This is a genomic window from Sulfitobacter pacificus (assembly GCF_030159975.1).
Lineage (GTDB): Bacteria > Pseudomonadota > Alphaproteobacteria > Rhodobacterales > Rhodobacteraceae > Sulfitobacter > Sulfitobacter pacificus.
Genome location: NZ_BSNL01000001.1, coordinates 2,991,755 through 3,018,530 on the forward strand (window position 1 = coordinate 2,991,755; position 26,776 = coordinate 3,018,530).

Consider the following 26,776-nt stretch of genomic DNA (forward strand, 5'->3'; position numbering starts at 1 on the left):
CGACTGGCGCGGGATCGTCCAGCCCGTTTGCGTCAGACGTCCGCCAACCGCCCCACGGCCCAGCGCGCCGCATCCGCAACCGCCGGATCAGGATCATCGGTCAAACCCTGCGCTGTGCCCAACAACCCCGCCACACCCGAATTCCCAATGGCATAAAGCACATTGCGCACAAAGCGATCCCGCCCGACCCTCTTCACCGGTGAGCCTGAAAATCGCAACCGGAATGCCGCATCATCCAGCCCCGCCAATTCCGCCAGATCCGCCGCTTCGCGCAGCGCCCCGTGATAGCGCATGTCGCTCGCCTGCACTGCAAACTTGTTCCAGGGACAGGCCGCCAGACAATCATCACAGCCATAAATCCGGTTGCCCAGCTTGCTGCGCAGCTCAGGGTCAACCGGCCCCTTATGCTCAATCGTCAAATAGGAAATGCAACGCCGCCCATCCAACTGATAGGGTGCAGGAAAGGCATCCGTCGGACAGACGTCCTGACAGGCGGTACAAGACCCGCAATGGTCCACTTCCGCCTGATCCGCCTCCAAATCCAATGTGGTAAAAACAGACCCTAAAAAGGCCCAATTGCCCCATTCCCGGCTCACCACATTGGTGTGCTTGCCTTGCCAGCCAAGCCCGCTTGCCTGCGCCAATGCCTTCTCCGGCACGGGGGCGGTATCAACAAAAACCTTCACCTCACAGGCTTCCTGCTCGATCAACCACCGCGCCAGCCGTTTCAGCCGCTTCTTCACGATATCATGATAATCACGCCCCTGCGCATAAACAGAAACCGCCGCCTTCTCGGGATGTTCCAACACCGCCAGCGGATCATGTTCGGGCGCGTAACTCTCGGCCAGCATGATCACCGATTTCGCCTCCGGCCACAGGGCCGCCGGGTTGCCCCGCCATGCCATCCGATCTGCCATCCAGCCCATCTGCCCATGAAACCCGGCCTGCACAAAAGCCTCCAACCGCGCCGGCACCTCTGGCACATCCCACGGTCGACAGATCCGGCAGGCAACAAACCCCTCCGCCAAAGCCTGTTCAACCAACCGTGCCTTCAGGTCCATTCTCTTTTTGCCTTATATACTGTCCGCACTCTCCCCACACGCCATCCACTGCGGGGGCCACCGTTTAAAAGTCCAGATCGTTATAATGCTTGGGCGGCGGGAACCCAGACACCTGATCCGCCAGCAAGGCGCGGAATGCAGGGCGCGATTTGATCTTGGCGTACCAGTCTTTCACCACCTCCGACCGGTTCCAATCCACATCCGAAATATAATCCAGCGACGACAGATGCGCAGCAGCAGCGAAATCCGCCAAGGTCATCTTATCCCCCGCCAACCAGCGGCGATGATCCAGCAGCCATGTCATGTAATCCAGATGATATTTGATCGCCTTGGCCCCCGCCTTGACGTTCTTGCTGTCGGGATAGCCCTGTTTCATCATCTTCTTATTCACCCGCTCATAAAGCAGGTTCGACGTCACCTCGGTATGGAACTTGTCATCAAACCAGCTGACCAACCGGCGCACCTCCAAACGTTCCACCGGATCAGAAGGCAGCAGCGACGGGTCGGGCCTTGTCTCTTCCAGATACTCACAGATCGCCGCGCTTTCGGACATGATGATCCCGTCCAGCCGCAGCACCGGCACCTTCCCGGCTGGGTTGCGGCGCATAAAATCGGGATCCTGCTCCCAATACCGCTCTTCAACCAGCTCCACCTCGATCTTCTTCTCGGCAAGGCTCAACCGCACTTTGCGGCAAAACGGGGAAAGGGGAACGTGGAACAGGCGCGCCATTAGGAAATCTCATGCTGAACTGATGTCAGACCTCAATGCCTGCTAACGCTGCGCAATTCAACTCTCGAAACAAGCTGCACGCCCGTCCCTGCTGATTGTCGCCGCCCCGTCCCGGATCTGACGTGTCCGCTTTCGCACATAGCCGCTGGGGTTGGAGGCTGATCTGGTCTTGGGCGACGGCAGAATCGCCGCCAGTCGCGCCGCCTGCGTTGCGCTCAGGTCAGCGGCTGCCACACCAAAGTAATGCCATGCCGCCGCCTCGACCCCGAAAACACCTTCGTCAAATTCCGCGATGTTCAGATAAACTTCGATGATGCGCCGCTTGGACCAGACCGCTTCAACCAACGGTGTGATCAACGCCTCCGCCGCTTTGCGCACCCACAAGCGCCCGTGCCACAGATAGACATTCTTGACCGTTTGCTGGCTGATCGTTGATGCCCCGCGGGACGATCCCTGTTCAATCGCCAGCTTGATCGCAGCCAGATCGAATCCCCAATGATGACAGAAATTCGCATCCTCCGCCGCCACGGCAGAGCGCGCCATCACCGGCGCCACCCGGTCAATCGACACCCAGGTCTGTTTCACCCCGCCCAACCGTCGGCCTTCGGAAAACATATAGGCGGTTGTCGGCGGGTTGATCAACGCGCCCAGCACCACCAGCGCCACAACCACCAGAAACACAACAGACACCGCCCGCAACACCCAACGCCGCAGCCGCTTGCGCCATGGCAAACCAACGGATTTCTTTACCGGTTTCTTCTTTGATGTCGCTTTGCGGGCCATGCCACAGCTATAGGGTGCAGGATCAGTTTTGTGAACGCAATTGAATTGTCTGCGCCAGATAGTTGCCAATCAGGGCCGATCCCTTGACCGAGGGGTGATTGTTGTCAGGTGCAAACTGCGCCGGGTCACGTGGATCAATCACATCCTCGGCATCCAGAAAATACACATCCTTGCGTGCCTCGGCATAAATCGTCAACCGGCGCTCCATCTCGACCAGATCATCACGGCAGCCTTCAAACGATCCTCTGCCGTTGCCTTTGTAATAGCCCATCCAAATCACCTGTGCGCCGGTCTCGCGCTGTATCCGGGTGATAAACGTGGGCACCGCGCCACCGCCCTCCTGCGAAATCAACCCTTCCACCGTCGCCCCACAGGCACCACAGCCACAATCGGCGCTCAGATCATTTGCACCACCATTCAGCACAATCCAGTTCCAGCGCCCGCCGGGAAACTGTCGCTGGATGTCAAACCCAACCGCCCCGGCAAGGGCAGAACTATTGTCAAACTGTGCGCCGGGCACCGCCTTGCTGATCACAGTGCGGCCCAGTGACTGCGCCAGCACATCGGGGATCGACGCCCCTTTACTCGCATTCCACGCCAGAACGGAATCGCCCAGAACCAACACATCGCCGCCACCGCGGGGGGCACGATCCGTGCACCCCGCAAGCAGAACAACAAGCGCTGCGATCCTGACGATCCACATCATGTTATTCCGCCGGCACAGCCGAAGGTTCCTGGCTCAGCGGGGCAGGCAGATGCGCCAGCATTTCTTTGGGACAGATCTGCAAGAAGTTCTGCTTTTCCAGATCCCAATGCTGCAAGATATCCGCGGCCTTGCGGCTGCCGGTCTCTTCCAGATGACGCTCCAGCAACTCTTCCAGCTGCCCCATCCAATGATCCACCGTCACAGGGCAGGTCACCACCGTTTCATGGTTCATCAGCTTGGTCGCCTCGCCATCAGGGTCATAGAGATACGCCATCCCGCCCGTCATACCGGCACCAAAGTTTGCACCAATCGCGCCAAGGATCACCGCAACACCGCCGGTCATATACTCACAACCGTTGCTGCCGCAGCCCTCGATCACCACTTTTGCACCAGAGTTGCGCACCGCAAACCGTTCTCCCGCCCGTCCAGCGGCAAACAGATAGCCTTCGGTTGCACCATATAGAACGGTGTTGCCGATGATGGTGTTCTCGGATGCGGTGATGCGGCTCGACATCGGCGGACGCACCACAATCGTGCCCCCTGACAGACCCTTGCCAACATAGTCATTCGCATCACCTGACACTTCCAGCTTCAGCCCCGGTGCGGCAAAGGCCCCCAAGGACTGCCCCGCAGATCCGGTCAGCTTCACCGTCAAGTGGTCCGGCTGCAACGTGTTACGCATGCCGAACTGTTTCACGATATGGCTCGACACCCGTGTGCCCACGGTCCGATGAGTGTTCTGCACCGCATAAGACAGCTGCATCTTCTCACCATCCCCAAGGAAACGCGCCGCGTCCCGCACGATCTGCGCATCCAGTGTATCCGGCACCACATTGCGCGGCTTGTCACGGTCATAAACGTTATCATGTGCCCCATCGACCGTGATCAACAGCGGGTTCAGATCCAGATCATCCAGATGCGCCGATCCACGTGAAACCTGCGTCAGCAAATCGGCACGACCGATCACCTCATCCAGCGATTTGGCACCAATGCTTGCCAGAATTTCACGTACTTCCGTGGCATAGAAGGTGATCAGGTTCACAACCTTATCCGCATTCCCGGTGAACTTGTCGCGCAGCGCCTCGTCCTGCGTACAGACACCAACAGGGCATGTGTTGCTCTGACACTGGCGCACCATGATACATCCCATGGCGATCAATGCCGCCGTGCCGATGCCATATTCCTCGGCCCCCAGCATCGCCGCCATGACAATGTCCCGACCCGTGCGCAAACCACCATCGGTGCGCAAGGTCACGCGATCCCGCAGGTTGTTCATGCTGAGCACCTGATGCGCCTCAGTCAGACCCATTTCCCATGGCAGACCCGCATATTTGATCGAGGTGGCAGGGCTGGCACCTGTGCCGCCATTATGCCCAGAGATCAAAATGATATCCGCCTTGGCCTTGGCCACACCGGCGGCAATTGTGCCAACACCACTGGATGCCACCAATTTCACCGTCACCTTACAGCGCGGGTTGATCTGCTTTAGGTCATAGATCAGCTGCGCAAGGTCTTCGATGGAATAGATGTCATGGTGCGGCGGTGGTGAAATCAACGTCACCCCCTTTGTCGAATGCCGCAACCGCGCGATCAGATCGGTCACCTTCATGCCGGGCAGTTGCCCACCCTCACCGGGTTTGGCACCCTGCGCGACCTTGATCTCCAGCTCTTCACACTGGTTCAGATATTCCGCTGTGACACCAAAGCGTCCCGATGCCACCTGCTTGATCTTCGCAGATGGGTTATCGCCATTCGCTTCGGGAACAAAATGCGCCGGATCTTCACCGCCTTCGCCGGAATCAGACTTCGCGCCAATCCGGTTCATCGCCACGTTCAAGGTTTTGTGTGCCTCTGGGCTGAGCGCGCCCAAGGACATGCCCGGCGTCACAAACCGCTTGCGGATCGAGGTGATGCTTTCCACCTCTTCCAGACCAATCGCTTCACCCAAAGGCTTAATGTCCAGCAGGTCGCGCAGATGAATCGGTGGGTTGCTCTTCATCTTCTTCGAATACTGCTGCCACATCTGATAAGAGGCTCTGTTACAGGCCATTTGCAGCAAATGCATGCTCGACGCTTCCCAGGCGTGGGTCTCTCCAGACTGCCGCGCCTTGTAGAAACCACCGATGGGCAGCACCACGCCGTCGCCCTGCCAGCCCTGCGCATGGACCGCTTCCGCCTTGCGCTGGATGCCGGTGACACCGATGCCGGAAATCCGGCTGGTCATCCCCGGAAAGAACTCCGCACACATGGCGCGGGACAGGCCCACGGCCTCAAAGTTCAGACCGCCGCGATAGGAGGAAATAACGCTGATGCCCATCTTGGCCATGATCTTGAGAAGCCCCTGATCAATCGCATCGCGATAGCGCTGCACCGCCTCTGTCAGCGTTTGATCCAGCAAACCACGCTCGATCCGATCGGCCAGCGAATCCTCCGCCAGATAGGCGTTCACCACGGTCGCACCACAACCGATCAGCACCGCAAAATAATGCGGATCAACACATTCCGCAGAACGCACATTCAACGATGTAAAGGTCCGCAGCCCCTTGCGCGTCAGATGGCTATGCACCGCGCTGGTCGCAAGGATCATCGGCATCGCAACCTTATCCTCACCGCTCATGTGATCCGTCAGCACCAGATGACCAGCACCGGAACGCACCGCGTCTTCGGCTTCCGCCCGGATACGGGCCAGACCCGCGTTCAAATTGGTGCCCCCTGCTTCAAAGCTACAGTCGATGGTCACCACATCCGCGTTGAAATGGCTGAACAGCTCATCAAACTGCGCATTGCCCACAAAAGGCGAATCCAACACCAGAATCTCGGTCTGGCTGCTGTCCTCGTCCAACACGTTCTTAAGGTTCCCGAACCGCGTCTTCAGGCTCATCACCCGGAATTCACGCAAGCTGTCGATCGGCGGGTTGGTCACCTGAGAGAAGTTCTGCCGGAAGAAATGGCTCAGCGGGCGGTACTGTTTCGACAAGACAGCCGACGGTGTGTCATCCCCCATGGATGCCAGTGTTTCCTTACCGTCTTCGGCCATCGGGGCCAGAATCTGCTCCAGATCCTCAATCGAATACCCTGCCGCCACCTGACGGCGGCGCAGATCATTGCCGGTGAACACAGGTTGTTCTGTGACCTTGGCCAAAGGTGCATCCAGCTCGACAATCTTGCCAACCCAATCGCCAAAGGGCAAAGCCTCTGACAGCTTGTTCTTGATCTTTGCGTCGTGAAACAGCGCGCCCTTTTTCATATCAACCGCAATCATCTGACCCGGACCAAGCGCGCCTTTTTCAATGACATTGGTTTCATCCATCGGCACCATGCCCGCCTCTGAACCGGCAATCAGCATACCATCGCCCGTCACCACATAGCGCATCGGCCGCAATCCGTTACGGTCCAGCCCGGCACAAACCCAGCGCCCATCGGTCATCGCCAGCGCAGCAGGGCCATCCCATGGCTCCATCACAGAGTTGCAATAGGAATACATGTCGCGCCACGCCTGTGGCAGCTCGACCGCCTGCTTGGACCAGCTTTCAGGCACCAACATGGTCTTGGCCATCGGGGCCGACCGACCCGCGCGCACCAGAACCTCAAACACCGCATCCAAGGCTGCCGAATCTGACGACCCGGAGGCGACGATTGGCTTGATATCCTCTGCCATATCACCAAAGGCACCCGACGCCATGCGGATCTCGTGGCTTTTCATCCAGTTCAGGTTGCCCTTCAGCGTGTTGATCTCGCCGTTATGCGCCAACATGCGGAACGGCTGTGCCAACCACCACTGCGGGAAGGTGTTTGTCGAATACCGCTGGTGATAAATCGCAAAGGCGCTCTCGAACCGTTCGTCCATCAGGTCGGGGTAAAACTCCGCCACCTGCTCGGCCAACATCATGCCCTTATAGATGATCGACCGGCAGGACATCGACGCAATATAAAACGATGCAATACCCGCCGCGATGGCCGCCTTTTCGATCCGGCGGCGAATGACATAAAGCTCGCGCTCGAATACATCCTCATCCACCCCTTTGGAGTTGGAAATCAGGATCTGTTCAATCTCGGGGCGGGTCGCATTGGCCTTTTCCCCCAGACAAGAAGTCTTCACCGGCACATGCCGCCAGCCGTAGATGTAATACCCCATCCGCAGAACTTCGGATTCAACAATCGTACGGCAGGTTTCCTGCGCGCTGAAATTGGACCGTGGCAGAAACACCTGACCCACCGCAATCAGCTCGTCCTCACGTGGCTTATGGCCGGTACGCTGCACCTGGTCATAAAAGAATGGCACCGGGATTTGCACGTGAATGCCTGCGCCGTCGCCTGTCTTGCCATCCGCATCCACCGCACCACGGTGCCAGATCGCTTTAAGCGCCTTGATGCCGTTCTCAACAACGCCACGACTGCGCTTTCCGTCAATGTTCACAACAAGGCCGACACCACAGGAAGAATGTTCTTCTTCAGGAGCGTACAAACCCTTTTCCGCCATCATCGCCCGCTTGGCTTCTTCACGTGCGACCCACTCTGCATCGTATTTGGTCATGGGTTATCTCCTTCGACAAATAATTCTTTGCTCTCGTATTCCGCCCGCGTCCTGCGCGGATGATCCCCGGCAAGCGGGGCATAATGCGGGGCGCGATCGATATAGATTTCCGACACCAGCGGAAAATCCTGTGCGTCATCAAACAGCCCCGGAAACAACTCTATTTCCTGCGCGTCCGGGCCGGTGTTGCGCAGAAAGACGTGACTGCCGCAGGTGGCGCAAAACGCCCGCTCGGAAAACGTGGAAGAGGCATGGCGCACCACGTCACCCGTGATCGTCACCGCATCTGCCGCGGCCACAAACCCGCCAAACATCGTACCGTTCCAGCGCTGGCACATCTTGCAATGACACACCCCGACCGCCGCGACATAATCCCCGGCAATCTCAATCGCCACGCCACCACACAGGCACCGGCCGGACAGGCTGCCGTTACGCCGATAGGGCGCGATAAGATCTTCACCACTTACTTCGTTGCTCATGGCGCTTGCTCTTCTGACGGCGCAAACATTGCGATTGTTTCCTCGGTCGTCATCCGTCTGTGATCCCCGGCAAGCGCATAGCCCTGCGGGCATTTATCAGAGAAAAACTCAACCTTCAGCCTGCCGCCCCCGGCATTGGGGAACAGCCCCGCCGACAGGTTGCGCGACCCGTCTTCGTCAAACCCATACCAAAGCGTTGATCCACAGGTTCCGCAGAAACCACGACCACCCCAGTCAGATGATTTGAACTGCCGCGATGGGCCCGTCACCACAACACTGTCCGGCAGGGTCTCCAGCGAGAAAAACGGCCCCGACGTATGTTGCCGGCACATGTCACAATGGCAGGCCCGCAGGCGCGGGTTGTCTACCTTCGCAGTAATCTGAACTGCGCCACACAAACACTGACCGCTTATTTCTTCAGACATTGTTCATTCTTCCGCTTCTTCACGCCAGCACCGCTGACCTATTTACCACTGGGCAATCAATTCGCTGCGCTGCGGCGGTGCATTGGGGGTGTATGCCCGGTGCACAGGGGGTGCCCCCTATTCCGCCGCAATAGCCTCCGCGCCATTCAACCGGTCAAGGATCGCTTCGGCACAGTCGCGCCCGTCCTTGATCGCCCAAACCACCAGCGAAGCACCGCGCACGATATCCCCTACCGCATAAACACCGTCCATCTCGGTGGCACCGGTGACATATTCGGTCTTGATCGTGCCCCAACGTGTGACCGGCAGTTCCGGCTCACCCCAAAGTGTGGGCAGGTCTTCCGGCTCGAACCCCAGCGCCATAATCACCAGATCAGCCTCTTCGACATAATCCGCGCCTTCGATCACCTCTGGTGCCTGACGGCCCGTCGCATCCGGTGCGCCCAGGCGCATCTTTTGTACCATCACACCTGTGACCGGATCACCAACAAAGCCCTTCGGTGCGGTCAGCCATTCAAACTGCACGCCCTCTTCCTCGGCATTGGCAACCTCACGCTGGCTGCCCGGCATGTTGGCACGGTCACGGCGGTACAGACATTTCACGCTTTCCGCGCCCTGACGGATCGAGGTGCGCACACAGTCCATCGCGGTGTCACCACCACCAATCACAACCACCCGTTTGCCCTTGGCATCCAGACGACCGGAATCAAATTCCTCCACCGCATCACCAAAACTTTTGCGGTTGCTCGCGGTCAGGAAATCAATCGCCCGCTCAAGACCCGGCACACCAACACCGGGGGCCTGAATTTCCCTTGTTTTGTAAACACCTGTGGCGATGATCACCGCATCATGCGCTGCGCGGAGCTCGGCAAAGCTGATGTCTTTACCCACGGTGCAATTCAATTTGAACGTCACACCGCCCGCTTCCAGCTGTTCGTTGCGGCGCATCACCACATCTTTCTCCAGCTTGAAACCGGGGATGCCATAGGTCAGCAAACCACCAGCGCGGTCATAGGTGTCATAAACCGTGACCTGCACACCCTGCCGGCGCAGCACATCCGCCGCCGCCAGACCGCCGGGACCCGCCCCGATAATACCAACGCTTTCGGTCCGCTCGTTTTTCGGCTTGATCGGCTTTACCCAACCATTTTCCCAAGCGGTATCGGTGATGTATTTCTCAACTGACCCGATGGTCACTGTCCCGTGGCCGGAGGATTCGATCACACAATTGCCTTCGCACAGGCGATCCTGCGGACAGATGCGGCCACAAATCTCCGGGAAGGTATTGGTCGCCTGTGACACCTCATAGGCTTCTTCCAACCGCCCCTCGGCGGTCAGGCGCAGCCAGTCAGGGATATTATTGTGCAGCGGGCAATGGCTTTGGCAATAAGGCACACCGCATTGGCTACAGCGGCTGGCCTGCTCTTTCGCCTTGGCATCCGCGTACTCTGCATAAATCTCGTTGAAATCAGCGCGACGTAAATCAGGCGGACGCTTTTCAGGCATATCCCGCTCAAGGCTTACAAATTTCAACATCGGCTGCTTTGCCATGGTCTATTCCTCACGTGTCACGGGCCAGAAACACCGGATACTACAGCTCGAAGAGGAATAAAAGTCAGCAATACTGACCTATATATCATATTTTTCATCTGCGATGGGTAAATCCATCTGATTGGCGTGAATATTAAGTCCGAACCGGACCTTTAATCAATACCCGGCCATCAAAGCAGCCAGCGCCACACCACCCACGATGATCCGCCACCACCCAAACAGGGCATAACCATGCTTGCTGACATAGCCCAAAAGCCATTTCACAACGAGGACCGCCGCGAAAAAAGCAAACACAAAACCCACCGCAATCTCGCTCAACGCATTGGCGTCCAGCACATCGCGATTCTTATACAGATCATAGGCAAAGGCACCGGCCATCGTCGGCATCGATAGGAAAAACGAAAACTCCGCCGCCGCCCTTTTGCTTGCACCCAACATCAAGGCACCCACAATGGTCGAACCGGATCTTGACGTGCCGGGGATCATCGCAAGGCATTGAATAAAGCCGATTTTAAGCGCCATCGACAATGGGAAATCCATCGCATCATCATGTTTCGCTTCCGGCGCAACCCGTTCAACCAGCAGCAGGATCACCCCACCGACAATCAACATGACCGCAATCAGAACCGGCGTTTCGAACAGCACCGTCTTGATGAAATCATGTGCCAGCACCCCGATCACCACTGCGGGCAAAAACGCCACCAGCACCGACAGGATAAACCGCCGCGACGCCGGATCATGTGGAGCGCTTGAAAACACCGCCCACAGCCGCGTTGCATATATGGTGAGAATCGCCAGCACCGCACCAAGCTGGATCACCACCTCAAAGGTGCGGCCCGCACTTTCAAAGCCCAGAAAATGACCGGCGAGCAACAAATGCCCGGTCGAAGACACCGGAATAAATTCGGTCAGCCCTTCCAGCAACCCCAGAAAGGCGGCAACCAGCGTGGTCGAACCATCCATCAGCTGTTGCGCAGGTTCTGCGCCGAATCCTTGATCGCGTCATACTGACCCGACGGGCGAAACCGCCACAGATAATCGGGCAATACTGCTTCCATCGCGACCGGCGTGATGCCAAGATCATCCAGCCCTTTGGCGTCTTCCGCAACGACATTGTCTTTGGTCAGGTTCTTCAACTGATCGCGGGTCAAAACCCCGTTTGACACCAACCCAAAGGTGACGGCCTGCACCATATCAAAGCCCCAGGCCATAATGCCCGCGATCCATGTTGGCAGGTTCAACACCAGACGGCGGCGGTGGATCACATCCAACATCCGCTGCATCAACGCACGCAGACTTTCCTTCTGTGGCCCACCCAGTTCGTAGATACCGCCAGCGGCTTTGCCGGTCACGCCCATCTCTGCCGCCTCGGCGACATCACCAACATATACTGGCTGGAACTCCACGTTTCCGCCTGCAATCGGCAAGACAGGGCTGAAGCGGGTCATCCCGGCAAAGCGGTTGAAAAACTCATCCTCGGGACCAAACACAATCGAGGGCCGCAGGATAACGGCATCAGGCATATGCTCCAGCACAGCCGCCTCACCCGTGCCCTTGCTGGCCGCATATTCGCTTTCCGACTCGGCATCGGCCCCAATGGCAGAGATATGAACCATACGGCCCACGCCCTGCTGCGCAGCCAACCGCGCCACACGCGCTGCACCTTCGGCCTGCACCGCGTCAAATTTGTTTTTGCCATTTTCGACCAAGATGCCAACGCAGTTCACAACAGCATCCGCACCCGTCAGCGCCGCCTGCACAGAGGCGTCATCGCGGATATTGCACAGGATCGGCTCAACCTGCCCGACCACACCGTAGGGTTTGACAAACAGCGCTTCGTTCGGGTTGCGCACAGCGACCCGAACACGCCATCCGGCGCGCGCCATACGCTGTGTAATATAACGTCCGACGAAACCGGACCCGCCGTAAATTGTAACCAGCTTGGACATGGTGATGCTCCTGCCTGCGCATTGACTAAAGGTGATGTACCGCCCCGCTCCGCTTGCGACAAGCGACAATTGGATCGCTGACAGGCAATGCGGTTCAAGAACCTCGGTTTTTTGATTAAATTGCGATTGACACCTGTCTTGGCTGGCCTTAGTCAGCCCTCACGTGACCTGCCCAGGTGGCGGAATGGTAGACGCGCTAGCTTCAGGTGCTAGTACTGGCAACGGTGTGGAGGTTCGAGTCCTCTCCTGGGCACCACAGTTCCTCTTCGGTAAAGAGGAACTGACGCCTTCCCCGCAAAATTTGATCACGCGTTTCACAGCACCGTCAGCTTTACCGGACTTGGCAGTCTTCAATTCTCTGCCCCTCAGGCCGCCAAAGTCTGGTGTTCCTCTTTGTCTTTCCAAGTCTCATCTGAATTGTCTTCCAGCTGCGGCGCGGCATTTCTGGGAAGGGTCATGGTAAAGGTACTGCCCTGCCCCAACACGCTTTGCGCAGTCAATTCGCCATTATGCGCAATCGCGATATCGCGCGAAATCGCGAGACCCAGGCCGGTGCCATTGTGTTTGCGGCTTGAGGTCGAATCAACCTGATGAAAGGCCTCAAAAACGCTCTCAAGTTGATCTTCGGGAATGCCGATCCCACTGTCTTTGACTTCGAACGTCACACCGCCGGGCGAAGACTTGGCGATAACGGAAATCGTACCTTGTTCAGTGAACTTGGTCGCATTGCCAATGAGATTGATCAGCACCTGCTGGATTCGCTTCGCATCCACGTTGATATCACAATTCACCGCGCTCACTTCCAGCTTCAGGCCCTTGTGCTCCACCATCGGGCGCATCTGTTCGACGACGGTCTCAACGAGACTGGGCACAGTGGTCTGATCAAACTCCATCGCCAACGTCCCGGATTCAATCTTAGCAAAATCAAGAATTTCTGAGATCAGCGTGTACAGTTGGTTTCCTGAATTTTCGATCGAACGCGTCATCGTTGCAAACTTCGTCACGACCTCATCCAGAATCGGCATGATTTCGGCACTGATTTCAGGGTGCTTTTCAATCTCGGCGATCAGCTTGCTGTAGACCGGCATCTTGACGATGTTCTGTGCAAGGCGCGCATGCCCCAGAATGATCGTCAATGGCGTACGCAATTCATGGCTCAACACGCCCATGAACTCGGTTTTGGCACGGTTGGCTGCCTCTGCTTCGCGTTGGGCGATTTTCAGATCCGATACGTCAATCCGCAGACCGACAACCGCACCACAGTCCATCGCGCGGTCATAGGCGCGGATGAATGTACCATCTGCCAGAATCTGTTCATTGTCCGTCACCTCGATTTCCAGCCTTTGGGACCACTTCTCATACCATTCCTCTTCCCGCCCAACGGCGTCAGGAATCAGTCCAAGACGCAGGTTCGCCTTGACGATATCCTCATATCGGGCACCGATGCGCACCATGCCTGAACCGCCTGCAATCTCTTTGTAGCGTTTGTTAAACGCAACAAGGCGGCGGTCGGCGTCAAACATGACAAATCCGTGCTCCAGCGCTTCAATCCCGACAGACAGCAAACGGTCGGATTCGCGGCGCTTGTCATACAGGCGCAGCACAAGGCCAAAGGCGATGACACATGCCAAAATGACCAAGCTATAGCTGATCGTGCGAATGATGTAATTTGGGAGGTGAGGCGGCCAGCCGCCATCCGTTGTCGCGGCAAGCTCCCATGTCCCGAAGGGCAGGTTTAAATCCAGAAAGATCGGGTCCGCCTCGAGAACCGCGCCATCGCCAAGCAGAACATCACCATCTTGACCGTGACCCGCGTAATCCTCGTGAATCAGGATATCAAAACCCTGTTCATATTCGGCGATTCCCAGCTTGTTAAAGAATTTGTCGTAGTCCAGAACCACCGACAAGACTCCCCAGGGGTTACGTTTACCCGCAGGAGCAGGGGTGAAGACCGGCGTTCTAAGGATCAGCGTTCGATCCTCTGAGCTAAGCTCAATTGGGCCGCTCATTACGGTTTCACCGGTACGCAGCGCCGCCAGAACCTTGGGCAGGTGTTCCGGCCTGTCACGATAACTCGTTCCCAAGACATCTTCGTTACCGCTCTTGGGAAACACCATCGATGCAACCATATCGGGCGCTGCTTCGATGAATTTGACATCAGGATTCCCCAGAACGAAATCCAGAGCCTTTATGTTGAATTCCGTCGCGTTCAGGGTGGGATTCTGGCCAATAATGGTTGCCAGTTCATTCAATGCAAACACCCGGGAAATCAGGTTGTTCTTGATCCGCTCACGTACTTCAACCATTTCGATTGTGGTGTTCAGCTTAAGATCTTGAACATGGCTTTCATAGGTCAGGGTCTCATTGCGATAGGCCAGGGCCGAAAGCAGACCCGCCATCGCCATAAGCGCAAGAGCACGTGTCAAAATGTTGCGTTTGCGCTTCAAAAGCCGCGCATAGAGTTTCAATCGCGTGGCGGCGTCTCTCTTTTTTATATCCATCACAAACATCTCGCACTGCAACTACTGAACAATCACAGATATGAACGCTCATTGTGGACATATTGAGGCAAAAGGTTAAAATAGTTCTCGCATAGAGGGAATACTGGACATATTCCCTTATTTTTAGCGCTGAAATGGGACCCCTGTGATCAGAAACCGGAGCCAGGAATCGCAAATCCCGCCACCAAAACCCCGAAGTTAAGCCCATAAAATCACCTCTGATTGCGGGTTTTTCTGTTGCAGCTGACGATTCAGGACTCCCTTGCAGATTAGACATCTCTGTTGCGCAAACCGCGCCTTGCTGCGGTCTTCCAAAAGATCCGCTGTTCTTTTGCGCTGATGACTGCGAGCAAAAGGAAATGTTCATTGGCGATCCACGTTAAGACAATACAATATTAAGACGAGACGCTGGTCATCTGGCGCAATTCAGCAATCAGGGCTCCATGACACAATTGATTTCACTTACCACACGCATTCTGGATACTCCCCGCCAGGGGCAAAGACGCCTGATTGCCTTGGCCGGAGCCCCGGCAAGCGGCAAATCCACCTTGGCCGACCAATTGGCGAAAGCCATTTCAGACGCGGGATGCACCAGCCAGGTTGTCCCAATGGATGGGTTTCACCTGCACAATCCGATATTGACTGCACGGAATCTGTTACCGCGCAAAGGTGCGCCCGAGACCTTTGACGCAATCGGTTTTCGCCATCTGATTGCGCGGCTGCGAAGTGAGGATGAAGTGTTTTACCCCACCTTCGACCGCGCGCGTGATATCGCCATCGCCGCTGGGGGTGTGGTCAACGGATCTTGTGACACAGTTATCATCGAAGGCAATTACCTGCTTTACGATGCTCCGGTGTGGCGGGATCTTGCGAACTTTTGGGATTTGTCGATCCGGCTGGAGACACCCATCGCAACGCTGAAGACAAGGCTGGTTGACCGCTGGCGTGCGCATGGGCTGACGCAAGAACAGGCAATCAACCGCGCGGAAAGCAACGACCTGCCAAACGCGCGGCTTGTCCTCGCCGCTGCACTGCCAGCGGACGTCAATATCTGAGGTCAGGACACCGGCCCAACTTGTCCAGCTCACTCTTCCAACAATACCCAATGCCCCATTCGTTCAGAAAACGCCGTTTCTGCGGATAAAAATGGGAAAAATTCGGGCGCCTTCCAGTGACAAAAGAGAAGTGTTTTCTAAATTTTCGTTTGATTTCAAAATTTTACAAACAACCTTCAAGTCGCCCCATAATTTATCGAACTTGGCAAACCTTTGTTTACTTTTCATTCCTAGATTTTTGCCACTAGCGAAGGATACCCGATGTTTAACACCTTTTCTCTTTCACAGATTGAGCACGTGCTTGATCTGTTCAGTGTTCCGATGTTTGTGATTGCAAGAGAGAGCCCGACAAGTGATTTTCGATTGGTCGGGATGAATGCGGCACTTGAAAAGCTTGTGGGCCAACCCCGATCTGCAATCCATGGCCGATCCATCTCTGAAATTGACCTGATTGGCATGCCAGACAGTGCACAAGAGAACTTTCATAGATGTGTTACGAAAAAGGAAGTTGTGCATTTCACATATCTGTTCATTCAGGATGAACGTGAGGTGCGGTGGGATACGACCCTTCAATACTCCTGCTGCCCTGATCAGTTTGATCGTATCATCGCAACCACCATAAGGGTCCCGCAAGAGCGCCCGCTCTTGCAAGACAAACTGGCCTTTGAGGATGTGCGCTACTTCTCATCTATCGCCGATCTGCAACTTGAGAACCTAAGCAGGGCATTCAGTTCGGCCACCACCGAGGCGCGGGTATCCCCAATAGATGAAGAACGCATTATGCGACTGCATGCGGTCTGCCGAACTGTTCAACGCAGTATCACCGACATTCAGGATATCGTCAGACGCGCCCAGACAAGGCATGCGGCGCTGCAACTTCAACCGCTTCAGAAACCACCCCCGAAACATCCGCCCCTGGAACGAACTGACGGAATGGATACGGTTCGTGCATTCGATACCACGTGGGAAACCAGACAGGGCGAAGCAAGCCCCTAAAGCGTTACCAAATCTTGACAGCAGATATATTTTAGTAACATTTTTCTTGCCAGAAGTCGTGCCATCCCCTAGGCTCACTCTATTAAAGGGGAGAGAACGAACGATGTCAGCATTCATCTGCGATGCCCAGCGCACACCAATTGGTCGGTTTGGCGGGGCACTTGCGTCGGTAAGGGCAGATGACCTTGCTGCGATTCCAATCGCTGCGCTGATGGCCCGCAACCCTGATGTGGATTGGTCGCGCGTGGACGACGTTATCTATGGCTGCGCAAATCAGGCCGGTGAAGACAACCGGAATGTGGCCCGTATGGCCTCCCTTTTGGCGGGGCTTCCGGTGGATGTTCCCGGTGCGACGATCAACCGGCTTTGTGCCTCTGGTATGGATGCGGTTGGCGCTGCGGCCCGTGCAATCCGTGCCGGTGACATCGATCTGGCCATTGCCGGTGGCGTCGAAAGCATGACCCGCGCGCCTTTTGTGATGCCCAAGGCCGAAACCGCCTTTTCCCGCAACAACGCCGTTTATGACACCACCATCGGCTGGCGTTTCGTGAACCCGAAAATGAAGGCGCAATATGGCGTCGATTCCATGCCGCAGACGGCGGATAATGTCGCAGAGGACCACAGCGTTAACCGCGCTGATCAGGATGCTTTTGCCCTGCGCAGCCAACAACGCTGGGCCGCCGCGGATGCCGCTGGCGTGTTTGCTGATGAAATCACACCGGTCACAATTCCACAGCGCAAGGGTGATCCTGTCGTCGTCGACCGCGATGAACATCCACGCCCTGATACGGCACTGGAAAAGCTGGGCAAGCTGCGCGGCATCAATGGGCCGGAGTTGACAGTTACAGCCGGCAACGCCTCTGGTGTGAATGATGGGGCTGCTGCGATGCTGCTTGCCTCCGAACAGGGTGTGAAAGACCACAAACTGACACCAATTGCACGTGTGGTTGCCATGTCCGCCGCTGGTGTGGAACCGCGCGTGATGGGCATTGGCCCGATCCCTGCCTGTCAAAAGGTACTTGCCCGCGCTGGCCTGAGCATCGAGCAAATGGATGTGATCGAATTGAACGAAGCCTTTGCCTCGCAAGGTATCGCAACCCTGCGGGCGCTGGGCGTCGCCGACGATGCGCCACACGTCAACGCAAACGGCGGGGCCATCGCCATCGGTCACCCGCTTGGCATGTCCGGTGCGCGGCTGGTGATGACAGCCGCGTTACAACTGAAACGGACTGGCGGCCGCTATGCGCTTTGCACCATGTGTGTCGGCGTGGGTCAGGGTGTCGCGCTGATTCTGGAACGCGCTTAAACCAACGTTTTTCTTGAAAGGACCTGAACGATGTATGCACAGATGATCAAGTCTACCGGTGAGGGCGTCAAATCCCTTGACGAGATGGAACCGGATGAACGCGCCTTTCAGGAGCGGATCAATGCAGGCGGCAAGATCGAGCCGAAGGATTGGATGCCCGAGGGCTATCGCAAGAACCTGATCCGCCAGATTGGCCAACACGCGCATAGCGAAATTGTTGGCCAACTGCCCGAAGGCAACTGGATCACCCGCGCGCCAACATTGGAACGCAAGGCAATCCTGCTGGCCAAGGTGCAGGATGAGGCAGGTCATGGTCTTTACCTTTATTGCGCCGCTGAAACGCTGGGTGTGACCCGCGATGACCTCACCCGCGACCTGCTCTCGGGCAAGATGAAGTATTCGTCGATCTTCAATTACCCGACGTTGACATGGGCCGATATGGGCGCGGTCGGCTGGCTGGTCGATGGCGCGGCGATCATGAACCAGGTGCCCCTGCAACGCACTTCTTACGGTCCATATGCCCGCGCCATGGTGCGTATCTGCAAAGAGGAATCGTTCCACCAGCGTCAGGGTTTCGACATCATGATGAAGATGGCGAATGGCACCGAGGCACAGCGCAAAATGGCACAGGATGCGTTGAACCGGTTCTGGGGCCCATCCCTGATGATGTTCGGTCCTTCGGACGCTGAATCAGTGCACTCGGCGCAAAGCATGGCATGGAAGATCAAGATGAACTCCAACGACGAGCTGCGTCAGAAGTTCGTGGACCAGACCGCACCGCAAGCGGAATACCTTGGCCTGACGATCCCCGACGAGACCTGCAAGTTTAACGAGGAAACCGGCCATTACGACTTCGCCCAACCGGATTGGGACGAATTTTTCGACGTGCTGCGCGGCAACGGGCCCTGCAACACCGAACGGCTTGAGGCGCGTAACAAAGCCTGGGACGACGGGCGTTGGGTGCGTGAAGGCCTTTTAGCCCATGCTGCGAAAAAGCGCAGCGCGAAAATGGCAGCGGAGTAAAAACATGAGCAGCCCTGAAACCAGCCCCTATAAAGACAGCGAAGCCAGCCCGCATGGCGAAACCCGCGCAACCGAATGGCCCCTATGGGAGATTTTCATTCGCGGGCAACACGGGTTAAGCCACCGCCACGTGGGCAGCCTCCATGCGCCAGATGCTGAGATGGCGATCAAAAATGCGCGTGATGTCTACACCCGCCGCAACGAGGGTGTCAGCATCTGGGCTGTTGAAGCCTCTGACATTGCCGCCTCCTCGCCCGAGGAAAAAGGCGCGCTTTATGAGCCTGCGAACGACAAGGTGTACCGCCACCCGACATTCTTCGACATCCCTGACGAAGTGGGGGCGATGTGAATACGCCATTGTTCGAATTTCTCTGCCGCATGGGTGATAACACGCTGGTGCTGGGGCACCGTGTGTCCGAATGGTGCGGCGTGGCCCCGGTGCTGGAAGAAGACATCGCGCTGGCCAATACCGCGCTTGATCTGATCGGACAAACCCAGCTGTGGCTGGGCATGGCCGGCGAAGTTGAGGGCAAGGACCGCGACGCGGACAAGCTGGCCTTTCACCGCGATGTCTGGGATTTCCGCAATGCCCTGCTGTGTGAACAGCCCAACGGCGATTTCGGCCAGACGATGATGCGCCAGTTCCTGTTCGACACATGGCATCTGATCATGCTCAAGGCGTTGGCCGGTTCGTCAAATGAACAGATCGCCGCCATCGCGGAAAAGTCGGTGAAAGAGGTGACCTATCATCAGGAACGCTCTGCCGATACGGTGATCGGCCTGGGTGACGGCACCGAAGAAAGCCACATGCGCATGCAGAAAGCGCTTGATAAGTTGTGGCCGTATGTCGGCGAGCTGTTCATCGGGGATGAAGTGGATGCCGCAATGGTTGAACAGGGCATCGCGCCTGATCCCGCCTCGCTTCGCGCCACTTTTGACAGTCAGCTGGATGCGGTTCTGGCAGAGGCGACCCTAACCAAGCCTGCCGATGATTTCGCCCATAAGGGTGGCAAGACAGGCGCGCGTCATACCGAACATTTGGGTCATATGTTGACGCAAATGCAATGGTTGCAACGCGCCTATCCGGATGCGTCATGGTAGTCGAAAAGCCCGGCTTAGAGACTGTCTGGCAATGGCTTTCCGCTGTGCCAGACCCGGAAATTCCGGTGATCTCCCTGACGGATCTGGGGATCATTCGGGATGTAAGTTGGCAGGGCGACACTTTGGAAGTGACCGTAACGCCAACCTATTCCGGCTGTCCGGCGACCAGCATCATCAATCTGGACATCGAAACCGCCTTGCGCGGCCATGGCATCGAAAACCTGACCCTGAAACGGCAGTTATCGCCAGCATGGACCACCGACTGGCTGACCGAAAGCGGTAAGGCCAAGCTGGAAGAATACGGCATCGCTCCGCCGCAACCGGCTGGCGGGCCAAAACATTGCCCGCGCTGCAAATCCACCGCAGTAGAGCGGATCAGCCAGTTCGGCTCGACCCCCTGCAAAGCGCAATGGCGGTGCCAAGACTGCCTTGAACCCTTCGACTATTTCAAATGTATTTGAGGCCCTGACATGAGCCAGTTTCACCATGTAACAGTGACTGATATCCATCACACCATCCGCGATGCGGTTGTCCTGACGCTTGAGCCCGAAAACGCAGAAGCCTTCGCGTTTACCCAAGGCCAGTACCTGACCTTCAAACAGGATTTCGACGGCACCGAACTGCGGCGGAACTACTCGATCTGCGCCGGTCTGGATGATGGCAAACTGCAAGTTGGCATCAAACGTGTGGACGGCGGGGCGTTTTCGACTTTCGCCAATACCGAATTGAAAGTTGGTGACACCCTGCATGTGATGCCGCCACAGGGCAATTTTTTCACCGCATTAGAGCCTGATCGCGCCAAAAACTACCTTGGCTTTGCCGGCGGCTCTGGCGTGACGCCAGTCTTGTCGATCCTGAAAACAGTGTTGAAACGCGAACCGCTTAGCACCTTTACGCTGGTCTATGCCAACCGCGCCGTGAACACGATTATGTTTCGCGAAGAGCTGGAAGACCTCAAGAACCAATACATGGGCCGCCTGACAATCATCCACATGCTGGAATCGGGACAGGACATCGACCTGTTCACCGGTCGCGTGGATCAGGACAAATGCAAGGCGTTGTTCAAACAGTGGATCGATGTGAAATCAATCGACACCGCTTTCATTTGCGGGCCGGAGCCGATGATGCTGGCGATCGCCGAAAGCCTGAAAACCCACGGGTTAGAGGCTGATCAGATCAAGTTCGAGCTGTTCAGCGAAAGCCAACAAGGCCAGCTTGCCAAACAGGAAATGGCCAAGCGCAGTGAGGGGCAAAAAGGCACCGAACTGACCGTGATCATCGAAGGGGCGCAGCGCACCTTTGAAATGCCGAAAGGGCAATCGGTTCTGGATGCCGCCCTTGCCAACGGACAGGATGCACCGTTCGCCTGTAAGGCGGGCGTTTGTTCAACCTGTATGTGCAAGGTGGTCGAAGGCGAGGTTGAAATGATCAGCAACCACGCGCTTGAGGATTACGAGGTGGAACGCGGCTATGTGCTGTCCTGCCAGTCCTATCCGTTAACGGATAAGCTGATCATCGATTACGACACACATTAAGGAGCCAACATGCTGGATGTCCAAAGTTTCGCTGCCGGTCAATGGCTCCCTTCCGGCGCGGGTGCCCGCAATATCGCCAGCGCGATCACAGGTGACGTTATTGCGCAGGCGGGCAACGACGCCTTGGATGTGCAGGCGATGCTGGGCCATGCGCGTGAGGTCGGCGGTCCCGCGCTGCGCAAGCTGACCTTTCATGACCGCGCCAAGATGCTCAAGGCTGTGGCGCTTTACCTGATGGAACGCAAACAGGCGCTGTACGAGTTGAGCTATGACACCGGCGCGACGCTGAGCGATCATAAAATCGACATCGATGGCGGCATCGGCACGATGATGGTTTTCGCCTCCAAGGGACGGCGCGAAATGCCGGACGCACATGTCTATTTGGACGGCCCGCCCGAACAGCTGGGCCGCGCGGGTGACTTCATGGGGCGTCACATCTGCACCCCGTTGCAGGGCGTCGCGGTTCACATCAACGCCTTCAACTTTCCCGTCTGGGGGATGCTGGAAAAGCTGGCCCCGACCCTCTTGGCCGGTGTGCCCGCCATCGTGAAACCCGCCACCGCGACCTCCTATGTGACAGAGGCCTGCGTGCGCATGATGCTGGAAAGCGGGCTGTTGCCAAAAGGCGCGCTGCAACTGGTCAGCGGCGGATTGGGCGACATGCTGGATCATCTGGAATGTCAGGACGCCGTGGCCTTTACCGGTTCCGCAGACACCGCATTGATGCTGCGCAGCAATCCCAAACTGATGCAACATTCGGTGCGCTTTGCCTCTGAACAGGACAGTTTGAACGCCTCTGTGTTGGGACCGGATGCGGTGGCCGGTACGCCGGAATTCGATCTGTTCGTCAAGGAGGTCCAGCGCGAGATGACTGCGAAAGCGGGCCAGAAATGTACCGCGATCCGCCGGATCATGGTGCCCGAAGCCCAAGTTGATGCAGTGATTGCCGCCCTTGGTGAACGTCTGGCCAAGACAACCATCGGCGATCCACGCGCCGAGGCAACCCGCATGGGGGCTTTGGTCTCTGCCGGGCAAAAACGCGATGTTCTGGAGAAAGCGGCCCTGATCGGGGCAGAGGCGGAACGTGTGTTTGGCAACCCTGATGATTTCACCGTGGCGGGTGCCGATAAGGACAAAGGCGCGTTTGTACCGCCAATGTTGTTTCACTGCGCCGATCCCGACGCGGCGCAACGCGTGCATGACACCGAAGCCTTTGGGCCGGTGTCCACCATCATGCCATACCGCGACTTGCCGCATGCGATTGACCTGTTGAACAAGGGTAAAGGATCGCTGGTTGCCTCGATCATCACCAATGACGGTGATGTGGCACGCGAAGTTACCATGGGCTCCGCCGCATTTCATGGGCGCCTATATTTCAACAACCGCACCTCCATGTCAGAGGCCACGGGCCATGGTGCCCCCCTGCCCCATATGGTGCATGGTGGGCCGGGCCGTGCGGGTGGTGGCGAGGAATTGGGCGGCATTCGCGGCGTCATGCACTATATGCAACGCACTGCGATTCAGGGCAGCCCCGACATCCTAACGTCGATTGGCAAACAATGGGTGCCCGGCGGGACCGAAATCACCGATCAGGCACATCCTTTCACGCGCACCTTTAACCAGATCAAGCTGGGCGAAACCTTTAACTCCCCCTCCCGCGAGATCACGCTGGAGGACATCGAGACCTTTGCCCATTTCACCGGCGATACCTTCTATGCCCATATGGATGAAGACGCGGCTAAGGCGAATCCGTTCTTCCCCGGTCGCGTGGCGCATGGCTATCTGTTGCTCAGTTTTGCAGCAGGGTTGTTTGTGCAGCCTGATCCGGGGCCGGTGCTGGCCAATACCGGGTTGGACAATCTGCGGTTTATGGCCCCTGTTGCCGCCGGCGACAGCATTCGCGTAAGACTGAGCGTCAAACACAAGACACCACGCAACGAAGAATACGGCGAAGTGCGCTGGCATGTGACCCTGTACAACCAGAATGATGAAGTGGCGGCGGAATATGAGCTGCTGACGATGAATGCCTACTAAAGGGTTTGATACCCTGATTGCCGGGCTACACGGGCTTGGCGGGCAACGGGTCTGGTCCCTGATGATCAGCCTGTTTGGCGATTTGGCCCAGGCCCCAAATCAACAAATCGACGGCCCGGTTCTTTCTGCGATCATGCATGGCCTGCGGGTAAAGCCCGAGGCTGCACGGGTGGCGCTGCACCGGTTGCGCAATGACGACTGGATCACATCGCAAAAATCAGGGCGAATCAGCCAGCATTCCTTGACCAAGCGGGGGCGCGCCGAATCTGCGGCGGCCAACCCGCGTATCTATGCCGATCCACGGGTGACATCCACGCGCTGGACGCTGGCGCTGACAGAAGACACCGCAGCCGAACAGGCTGCAGAAATGGAACAACGTGGGTTCACCCAACTGACCCCCCGTGTGTTTGTTGGTTCCCTTGATGCTGCGGCCCCGCAGGACGTGCTGACGATACCCGCGGATCACGCGCCCGGCTGGCTGCGCAAACAAGTGGCCCCTCAGATGCAGCAAACCGGTTATGAAAACCTGCTCACCGCCTTACGCGGCCTGCAACCAGATTTACCAGCGCCCGAGGAGATGAGCGCAATCGACATCGCCGTACTGCGATGTCTGGTTGTTCACAACTGGCGGCGTTTGATTTTGAAACACCCCGAACTGCCCGCCTCTTTGATCGATACCGATGGGCCAGCCCACCAATGTCACCTGCTGGTTGCCGACCTGCTGGCACGCTACCCCCGACCTGAGCTTTCAGCGATCAAACGCTGTCGCAGCGCCGCTTAACAGCCGCTTTCCCAACCGCAACAGTCAGGCTATAGCATATCCCATGACAAACTATTTGTATCAGGGCGATCTGCCCGATGACCTTGATCTGGGCGACACGGTTGCCATTGATTGCGAAACCATGGGGCTGCACCCGCACCGCGACCGGCTGTGTGTTGTGCAACTGTCCAGTGGGGACGGGAACGCCCATCTGGTACAGGTTGCCAAGGATCAGACAGCGGCCCCGAACCTTTGCCGGTTGCTGGAAGACGCACGGGTACTCAAGCTGTTTCACTTCGGTCGGTTTGATATTGCCGCGATGCTGAACGCCTTTGGTGCCACCACTGCACCGGTCTATTGCACAAAGATCGCCAGCCGTCTGGTGCGCACCTATACGGACCGGCACGGGTTGGCCAAACTGTTGCAGGAGTTGCTGAGCGTGGACATTTCGAAACAGCAGCAATCCAGCGACTGGGGCGCGGAGAAGCTGAGCAAAGCGCAGATTGACTATGCCGCGTCAGATGTTCTGCACCTGCACAAACTGCGCGACAAGTTGAACGAGATGCTGATCCGCGAAGGCCGGATGGAGGTGGCGCAGGCCTGTTATGATTTCCTGCCGATGCGGGCCAAACTTGATCTGCTCGGCTGGCCCGACACTGACATCTTTGCCCACGCATGAAGACGCCGTTTATAGATACCGCCGCCCGCGTCATTCGCGCCGAAGCCGCCGCGCTGAACCAGTTGGCAGATGCACTGGATGATCGTTTCCGCGCCGCGATCGACTTGATGCGCGAAACCAAGGGCCGTGTGATCATCACCGGCATTGGCAAATCCGGCCATATCGCCAACAAGATCGCGGCCACCCTGGCCAGCACCGGCACGCCTGCGCAATTCGTACATCCCGCCGAGGCCAGCCACGGTGATCTGGGCATGATCACCCGCGATGATGTGGTACTGGCGATTTCCAATTCAGGCGAGGCACCGGAACTGGGCAATCTGATCGCCTATTCACGCCGCTATGAAATTCCCCTGATCGGGTTGACCAGCCGCGAAGACAGCACATTGGCGCGCCAATCAGACGTTATCCTGCTGCTGCCTAAAGTTACCGAAGCCTGTAACACCGGCGTTGTGCCGACCACTTCAACAACCATGACGCTTGCCATGGGTGATGCTTTGGCCGTGGCACTGATGGAACACCGCGATTTCACGGCAGAGCATTTCCGTGCCTTCCACCCCGGTGGCAAACTGGGTGCACAGCTGAGCCTCGTGCGCGATCTGATGCATAGGGATGACGCGATTCCGCTGGTGACGGAAGATGCGGAAATGTCGACGGTTATGGCCGAAATTGGCAACAAGGGTTTTGGCGTGACCGGAGTGACAGATACAAGCGGCAAGCTGATCGGTATCATCACCACCGGCGATCTCGGCCGCCATATGAAAGGGCTGTTTGATCTGAAAGCCCACGATGTGATGACCCGCAATCCCGTGACCATCACCCCCGAAGCGCTGGCTGAAAAGGCGGTTGGCCTGATGAATACGCGCAAGATTACCTGCCTTATCGTGGTTGATCCTGCCGCCCCTGACATGCCTGCGGGCCTTTTGCATATTCATGATTGCCTGCGCGTCGGTCTGGGGTAAGCGCCATGAAGGCGGACAGATATTCCAAAGTTGTTGGCTTGCTGAAGGTGCTCTTGCCACTGATGGCATTGGCCCTGTTGTCGACGCTGTTTCTGTTATCACGTGTGATCGACCCGCATACGGTTATTCCCTTTGCTGACAAGGAAATTCAGGACCGTCTGCGGGATCAGCAGGTCACCGGCCCGATCTATTACGCGGTCACAGCCGATGGGGATGAGATTTCATTTGCTGCGGAGAAAGTCACCACACCAGATGGCGAAACCGGCGGCAACGAAGCGGAAGACGTCAAGGTTACCATGAAGCTCGGCTCAGGTAGCGACATCGTGCTGAACGCAAAGCGCGGGCATTTCAACATCGCGGCAGACAGCACCAGCTTGCAAGGGGAGGTGGTGATAAACACCTCAACCGGATACCGCATTGAAAGTGATTTACTGGTCACGCAAATGTCGGTTCTTGATGTGGAATCCCCCGGTCCGGTGGCCGCGACGGGGCCGGTTGGCACAGTTGACGCCGGTGCAATGACCCTGAAGGCGGGCAAGCCCTCCCATTTGGTTTTCACAAACGGTGTGAAGCTGATATACAGCCCTGAACAAGACAAAGAGTGACACC

Annotated in this window: 24 protein-coding genes and 1 tRNA gene; 14 read left to right on the forward strand and 11 right to left on the reverse strand. The window is 57.1% G+C overall.

Annotation, left to right across the window (positions count from 1 at the left end; genetic code table 11):
* Nucleotides 1–32: 32 nt before the first annotated feature.
* The 10 genes from queG to QQL78_RS15115 form a co-directional block, all read right to left on the reverse strand.
* Nucleotides 33–1,061: a tRNA epoxyqueuosine(34) reductase QueG gene (queG, locus tag QQL78_RS15070; protein WP_284374635.1), complete on the reverse strand. Its 1,029-nt coding sequence runs from the start codon at nucleotides 1,059–1,061 to the stop codon at nucleotides 33–35.
* Nucleotides 1,062–1,125: 64 nt separating this feature from the next.
* Nucleotides 1,126–1,791: an FtsZ-binding protein FzlA gene (gene fzlA / locus QQL78_RS15075; protein WP_284374636.1), complete on the reverse strand. Its 666-nt coding sequence runs from the start codon at nucleotides 1,789–1,791 to the stop codon at nucleotides 1,126–1,128.
* Nucleotides 1,792–1,848: 57 nt separating this feature from the next.
* On the reverse strand, nucleotides 1,849–2,574 hold the full coding sequence (gene mtgA / locus QQL78_RS15080) for a monofunctional biosynthetic peptidoglycan transglycosylase (RefSeq protein ID WP_284374637.1): 726 nt from the start codon (nucleotides 2,572–2,574) through the stop codon (nucleotides 1,849–1,851).
* Nucleotides 2,575–2,596: 22 nt separating this feature from the next.
* Entirely contained in the window at nucleotides 2,597–3,280 is a 684-nt protein-coding gene (locus QQL78_RS15085; protein WP_284374638.1) for an SGNH/GDSL hydrolase family protein, read from the reverse strand.
* A gap of 1 nt (nucleotide 3,281) precedes the next feature.
* Complete coding sequence (gene gltB, locus QQL78_RS15090; RefSeq protein WP_284374639.1) at nucleotides 3,282–7,814, reverse strand: glutamate synthase large subunit; 4,533 nt, start codon at nucleotides 7,812–7,814, stop codon at nucleotides 3,282–3,284.
* Nucleotides 7,811–8,293 (reverse strand): GFA family protein, encoded by a 483-nt coding sequence (locus QQL78_RS15095; RefSeq protein ID WP_284374640.1) that lies wholly within the window; start codon nucleotides 8,291–8,293, stop codon nucleotides 7,811–7,813. Before QQL78_RS15095 ends, gltB begins: the two co-directional genes overlap by 4 nt.
* On the reverse strand, nucleotides 8,290–8,718 hold the full coding sequence (locus QQL78_RS15100) for a GFA family protein (RefSeq protein WP_284374641.1): 429 nt from the start codon (nucleotides 8,716–8,718) through the stop codon (nucleotides 8,290–8,292). The genes QQL78_RS15095 and QQL78_RS15100 overlap by 4 nt, the downstream gene beginning before the upstream one ends.
* Nucleotides 8,719–8,835: 117 nt before the next feature.
* Nucleotides 8,836–10,269 carry an NAD(P)-dependent oxidoreductase gene (locus QQL78_RS15105; RefSeq protein ID WP_284374642.1) on the reverse strand — a complete coding sequence of 478 codons (1,434 nt, stop codon included), beginning with the start codon at nucleotides 10,267–10,269 and terminating at the stop codon, nucleotides 8,836–8,838.
* A 156-nt stretch (nucleotides 10,270–10,425) separates the two neighbouring features.
* A complete protein-coding gene (locus QQL78_RS15110; RefSeq protein WP_284374643.1) occupies nucleotides 10,426–11,232 on the reverse strand; it encodes an undecaprenyl-diphosphate phosphatase in 807 nt (268 codons plus the stop codon).
* Complete coding sequence (locus tag QQL78_RS15115; RefSeq protein ID WP_284374644.1) at nucleotides 11,232–12,218, reverse strand: complex I NDUFA9 subunit family protein; 987 nt, start codon at nucleotides 12,216–12,218, stop codon at nucleotides 11,232–11,234. The genes QQL78_RS15110 and QQL78_RS15115 overlap by 1 nt, the downstream gene beginning before the upstream one ends.
* A 170-nt stretch (nucleotides 12,219–12,388) precedes the next feature.
* On the opposite strand from QQL78_RS15115, the gene QQL78_RS15120 reads away from it, so the two are divergent.
* Nucleotides 12,389–12,474, forward strand: a tRNA-Leu gene (locus tag QQL78_RS15120).
* A gap of 109 nt (nucleotides 12,475–12,583) precedes the next feature.
* Here the strand turns inward: QQL78_RS15120 and QQL78_RS15125 are convergent.
* Complete coding sequence (locus tag QQL78_RS15125; protein WP_284374645.1) at nucleotides 12,584–14,719, reverse strand: sensor histidine kinase; 2,136 nt, start codon at nucleotides 14,717–14,719, stop codon at nucleotides 12,584–12,586.
* Between the two features lie 443 nt (nucleotides 14,720–15,162).
* On the opposite strand from QQL78_RS15125, the gene QQL78_RS15130 reads away from it, so the two are divergent.
* The 13 genes from QQL78_RS15130 (at nucleotide 15,163) to lptC (ending at nucleotide 26,772) form a co-directional block, all read left to right on the forward strand.
* Nucleotides 15,163–15,774, forward strand: coding sequence for a nucleoside/nucleotide kinase family protein (locus tag QQL78_RS15130; RefSeq protein WP_284374646.1), 612 nt, complete (start codon nucleotides 15,163–15,165; stop codon nucleotides 15,772–15,774).
* A 261-nt stretch (nucleotides 15,775–16,035) separates the two neighbouring features.
* A complete protein-coding gene (locus QQL78_RS15135) occupies nucleotides 16,036–16,770 on the forward strand; it encodes a PAS domain-containing protein (RefSeq protein ID WP_284374647.1) in 735 nt (244 codons plus the stop codon).
* 103 nt (nucleotides 16,771–16,873) lie between these two features.
* The gene (pcaF, locus tag QQL78_RS15140; protein WP_284374648.1) at nucleotides 16,874–18,076 is read left to right on the forward strand and encodes a 3-oxoadipyl-CoA thiolase; all 1,203 of its coding nucleotides are present in this window, start codon (nucleotides 16,874–16,876) and stop codon (nucleotides 18,074–18,076) included.
* A 30-nt stretch (nucleotides 18,077–18,106) separates the two neighbouring features.
* Nucleotides 18,107–19,099, forward strand: a complete 993-nt coding sequence (paaA, locus tag QQL78_RS15145) for a 1,2-phenylacetyl-CoA epoxidase subunit PaaA (protein WP_284374649.1) — start codon at nucleotides 18,107–18,109, stop codon at nucleotides 19,097–19,099.
* A gap of 4 nt (nucleotides 19,100–19,103) precedes the next feature.
* Nucleotides 19,104–19,448 (forward strand): 1,2-phenylacetyl-CoA epoxidase subunit PaaB, encoded by a 345-nt coding sequence (paaB, locus tag QQL78_RS15150; RefSeq protein WP_276151313.1) that lies wholly within the window; start codon nucleotides 19,104–19,106, stop codon nucleotides 19,446–19,448.
* 29 nt (nucleotides 19,449–19,477) lie between these two features.
* The gene (gene paaC, locus QQL78_RS15155) at nucleotides 19,478–20,200 is read left to right on the forward strand and encodes a 1,2-phenylacetyl-CoA epoxidase subunit PaaC (protein ID WP_284375610.1); all 723 of its coding nucleotides are present in this window, start codon (nucleotides 19,478–19,480) and stop codon (nucleotides 20,198–20,200) included.
* Nucleotides 20,194–20,661 (forward strand): 1,2-phenylacetyl-CoA epoxidase subunit PaaD, encoded by a 468-nt coding sequence (gene paaD, locus QQL78_RS15160; RefSeq protein WP_284374650.1) that lies wholly within the window; start codon nucleotides 20,194–20,196, stop codon nucleotides 20,659–20,661. The genes paaC and paaD overlap by 7 nt, the downstream gene beginning before the upstream one ends.
* Nucleotides 20,662–20,670: 9 nt before the next feature.
* On the forward strand, nucleotides 20,671–21,735 hold the full coding sequence (locus tag QQL78_RS15165) for a 2Fe-2S iron-sulfur cluster-binding protein (protein ID WP_284374651.1): 1,065 nt from the start codon (nucleotides 20,671–20,673) through the stop codon (nucleotides 21,733–21,735).
* Between the two features lie 9 nt (nucleotides 21,736–21,744).
* Nucleotides 21,745–23,769 (forward strand): phenylacetic acid degradation bifunctional protein PaaZ, encoded by a 2,025-nt coding sequence (paaZ, locus tag QQL78_RS15170; RefSeq protein WP_284374652.1) that lies wholly within the window; start codon nucleotides 21,745–21,747, stop codon nucleotides 23,767–23,769.
* Entirely contained in the window at nucleotides 23,759–24,550 is a 792-nt protein-coding gene (locus QQL78_RS15175; protein WP_284374653.1) for a PaaX family transcriptional regulator C-terminal domain-containing protein, read from the forward strand. The genes paaZ and QQL78_RS15175 overlap by 11 nt, the downstream gene beginning before the upstream one ends.
* 43 nt (nucleotides 24,551–24,593) lie before the next feature.
* The gene (locus QQL78_RS15180; protein WP_284374654.1) at nucleotides 24,594–25,208 is read left to right on the forward strand and encodes a ribonuclease D; all 615 of its coding nucleotides are present in this window, start codon (nucleotides 24,594–24,596) and stop codon (nucleotides 25,206–25,208) included.
* Complete coding sequence (locus QQL78_RS15185) at nucleotides 25,205–26,167, forward strand: KpsF/GutQ family sugar-phosphate isomerase (RefSeq protein ID WP_284374655.1); 963 nt, start codon at nucleotides 25,205–25,207, stop codon at nucleotides 26,165–26,167. Before QQL78_RS15180 ends, QQL78_RS15185 begins: the two co-directional genes overlap by 4 nt.
* A 5-nt stretch (nucleotides 26,168–26,172) precedes the next feature.
* Nucleotides 26,173–26,772: an LPS export ABC transporter periplasmic protein LptC gene (gene lptC / locus QQL78_RS15190; protein ID WP_284374656.1), complete on the forward strand. Its 600-nt coding sequence runs from the start codon at nucleotides 26,173–26,175 to the stop codon at nucleotides 26,770–26,772.
* The last annotated feature ends 4 nt before the right edge of the window (nucleotides 26,773–26,776 follow it).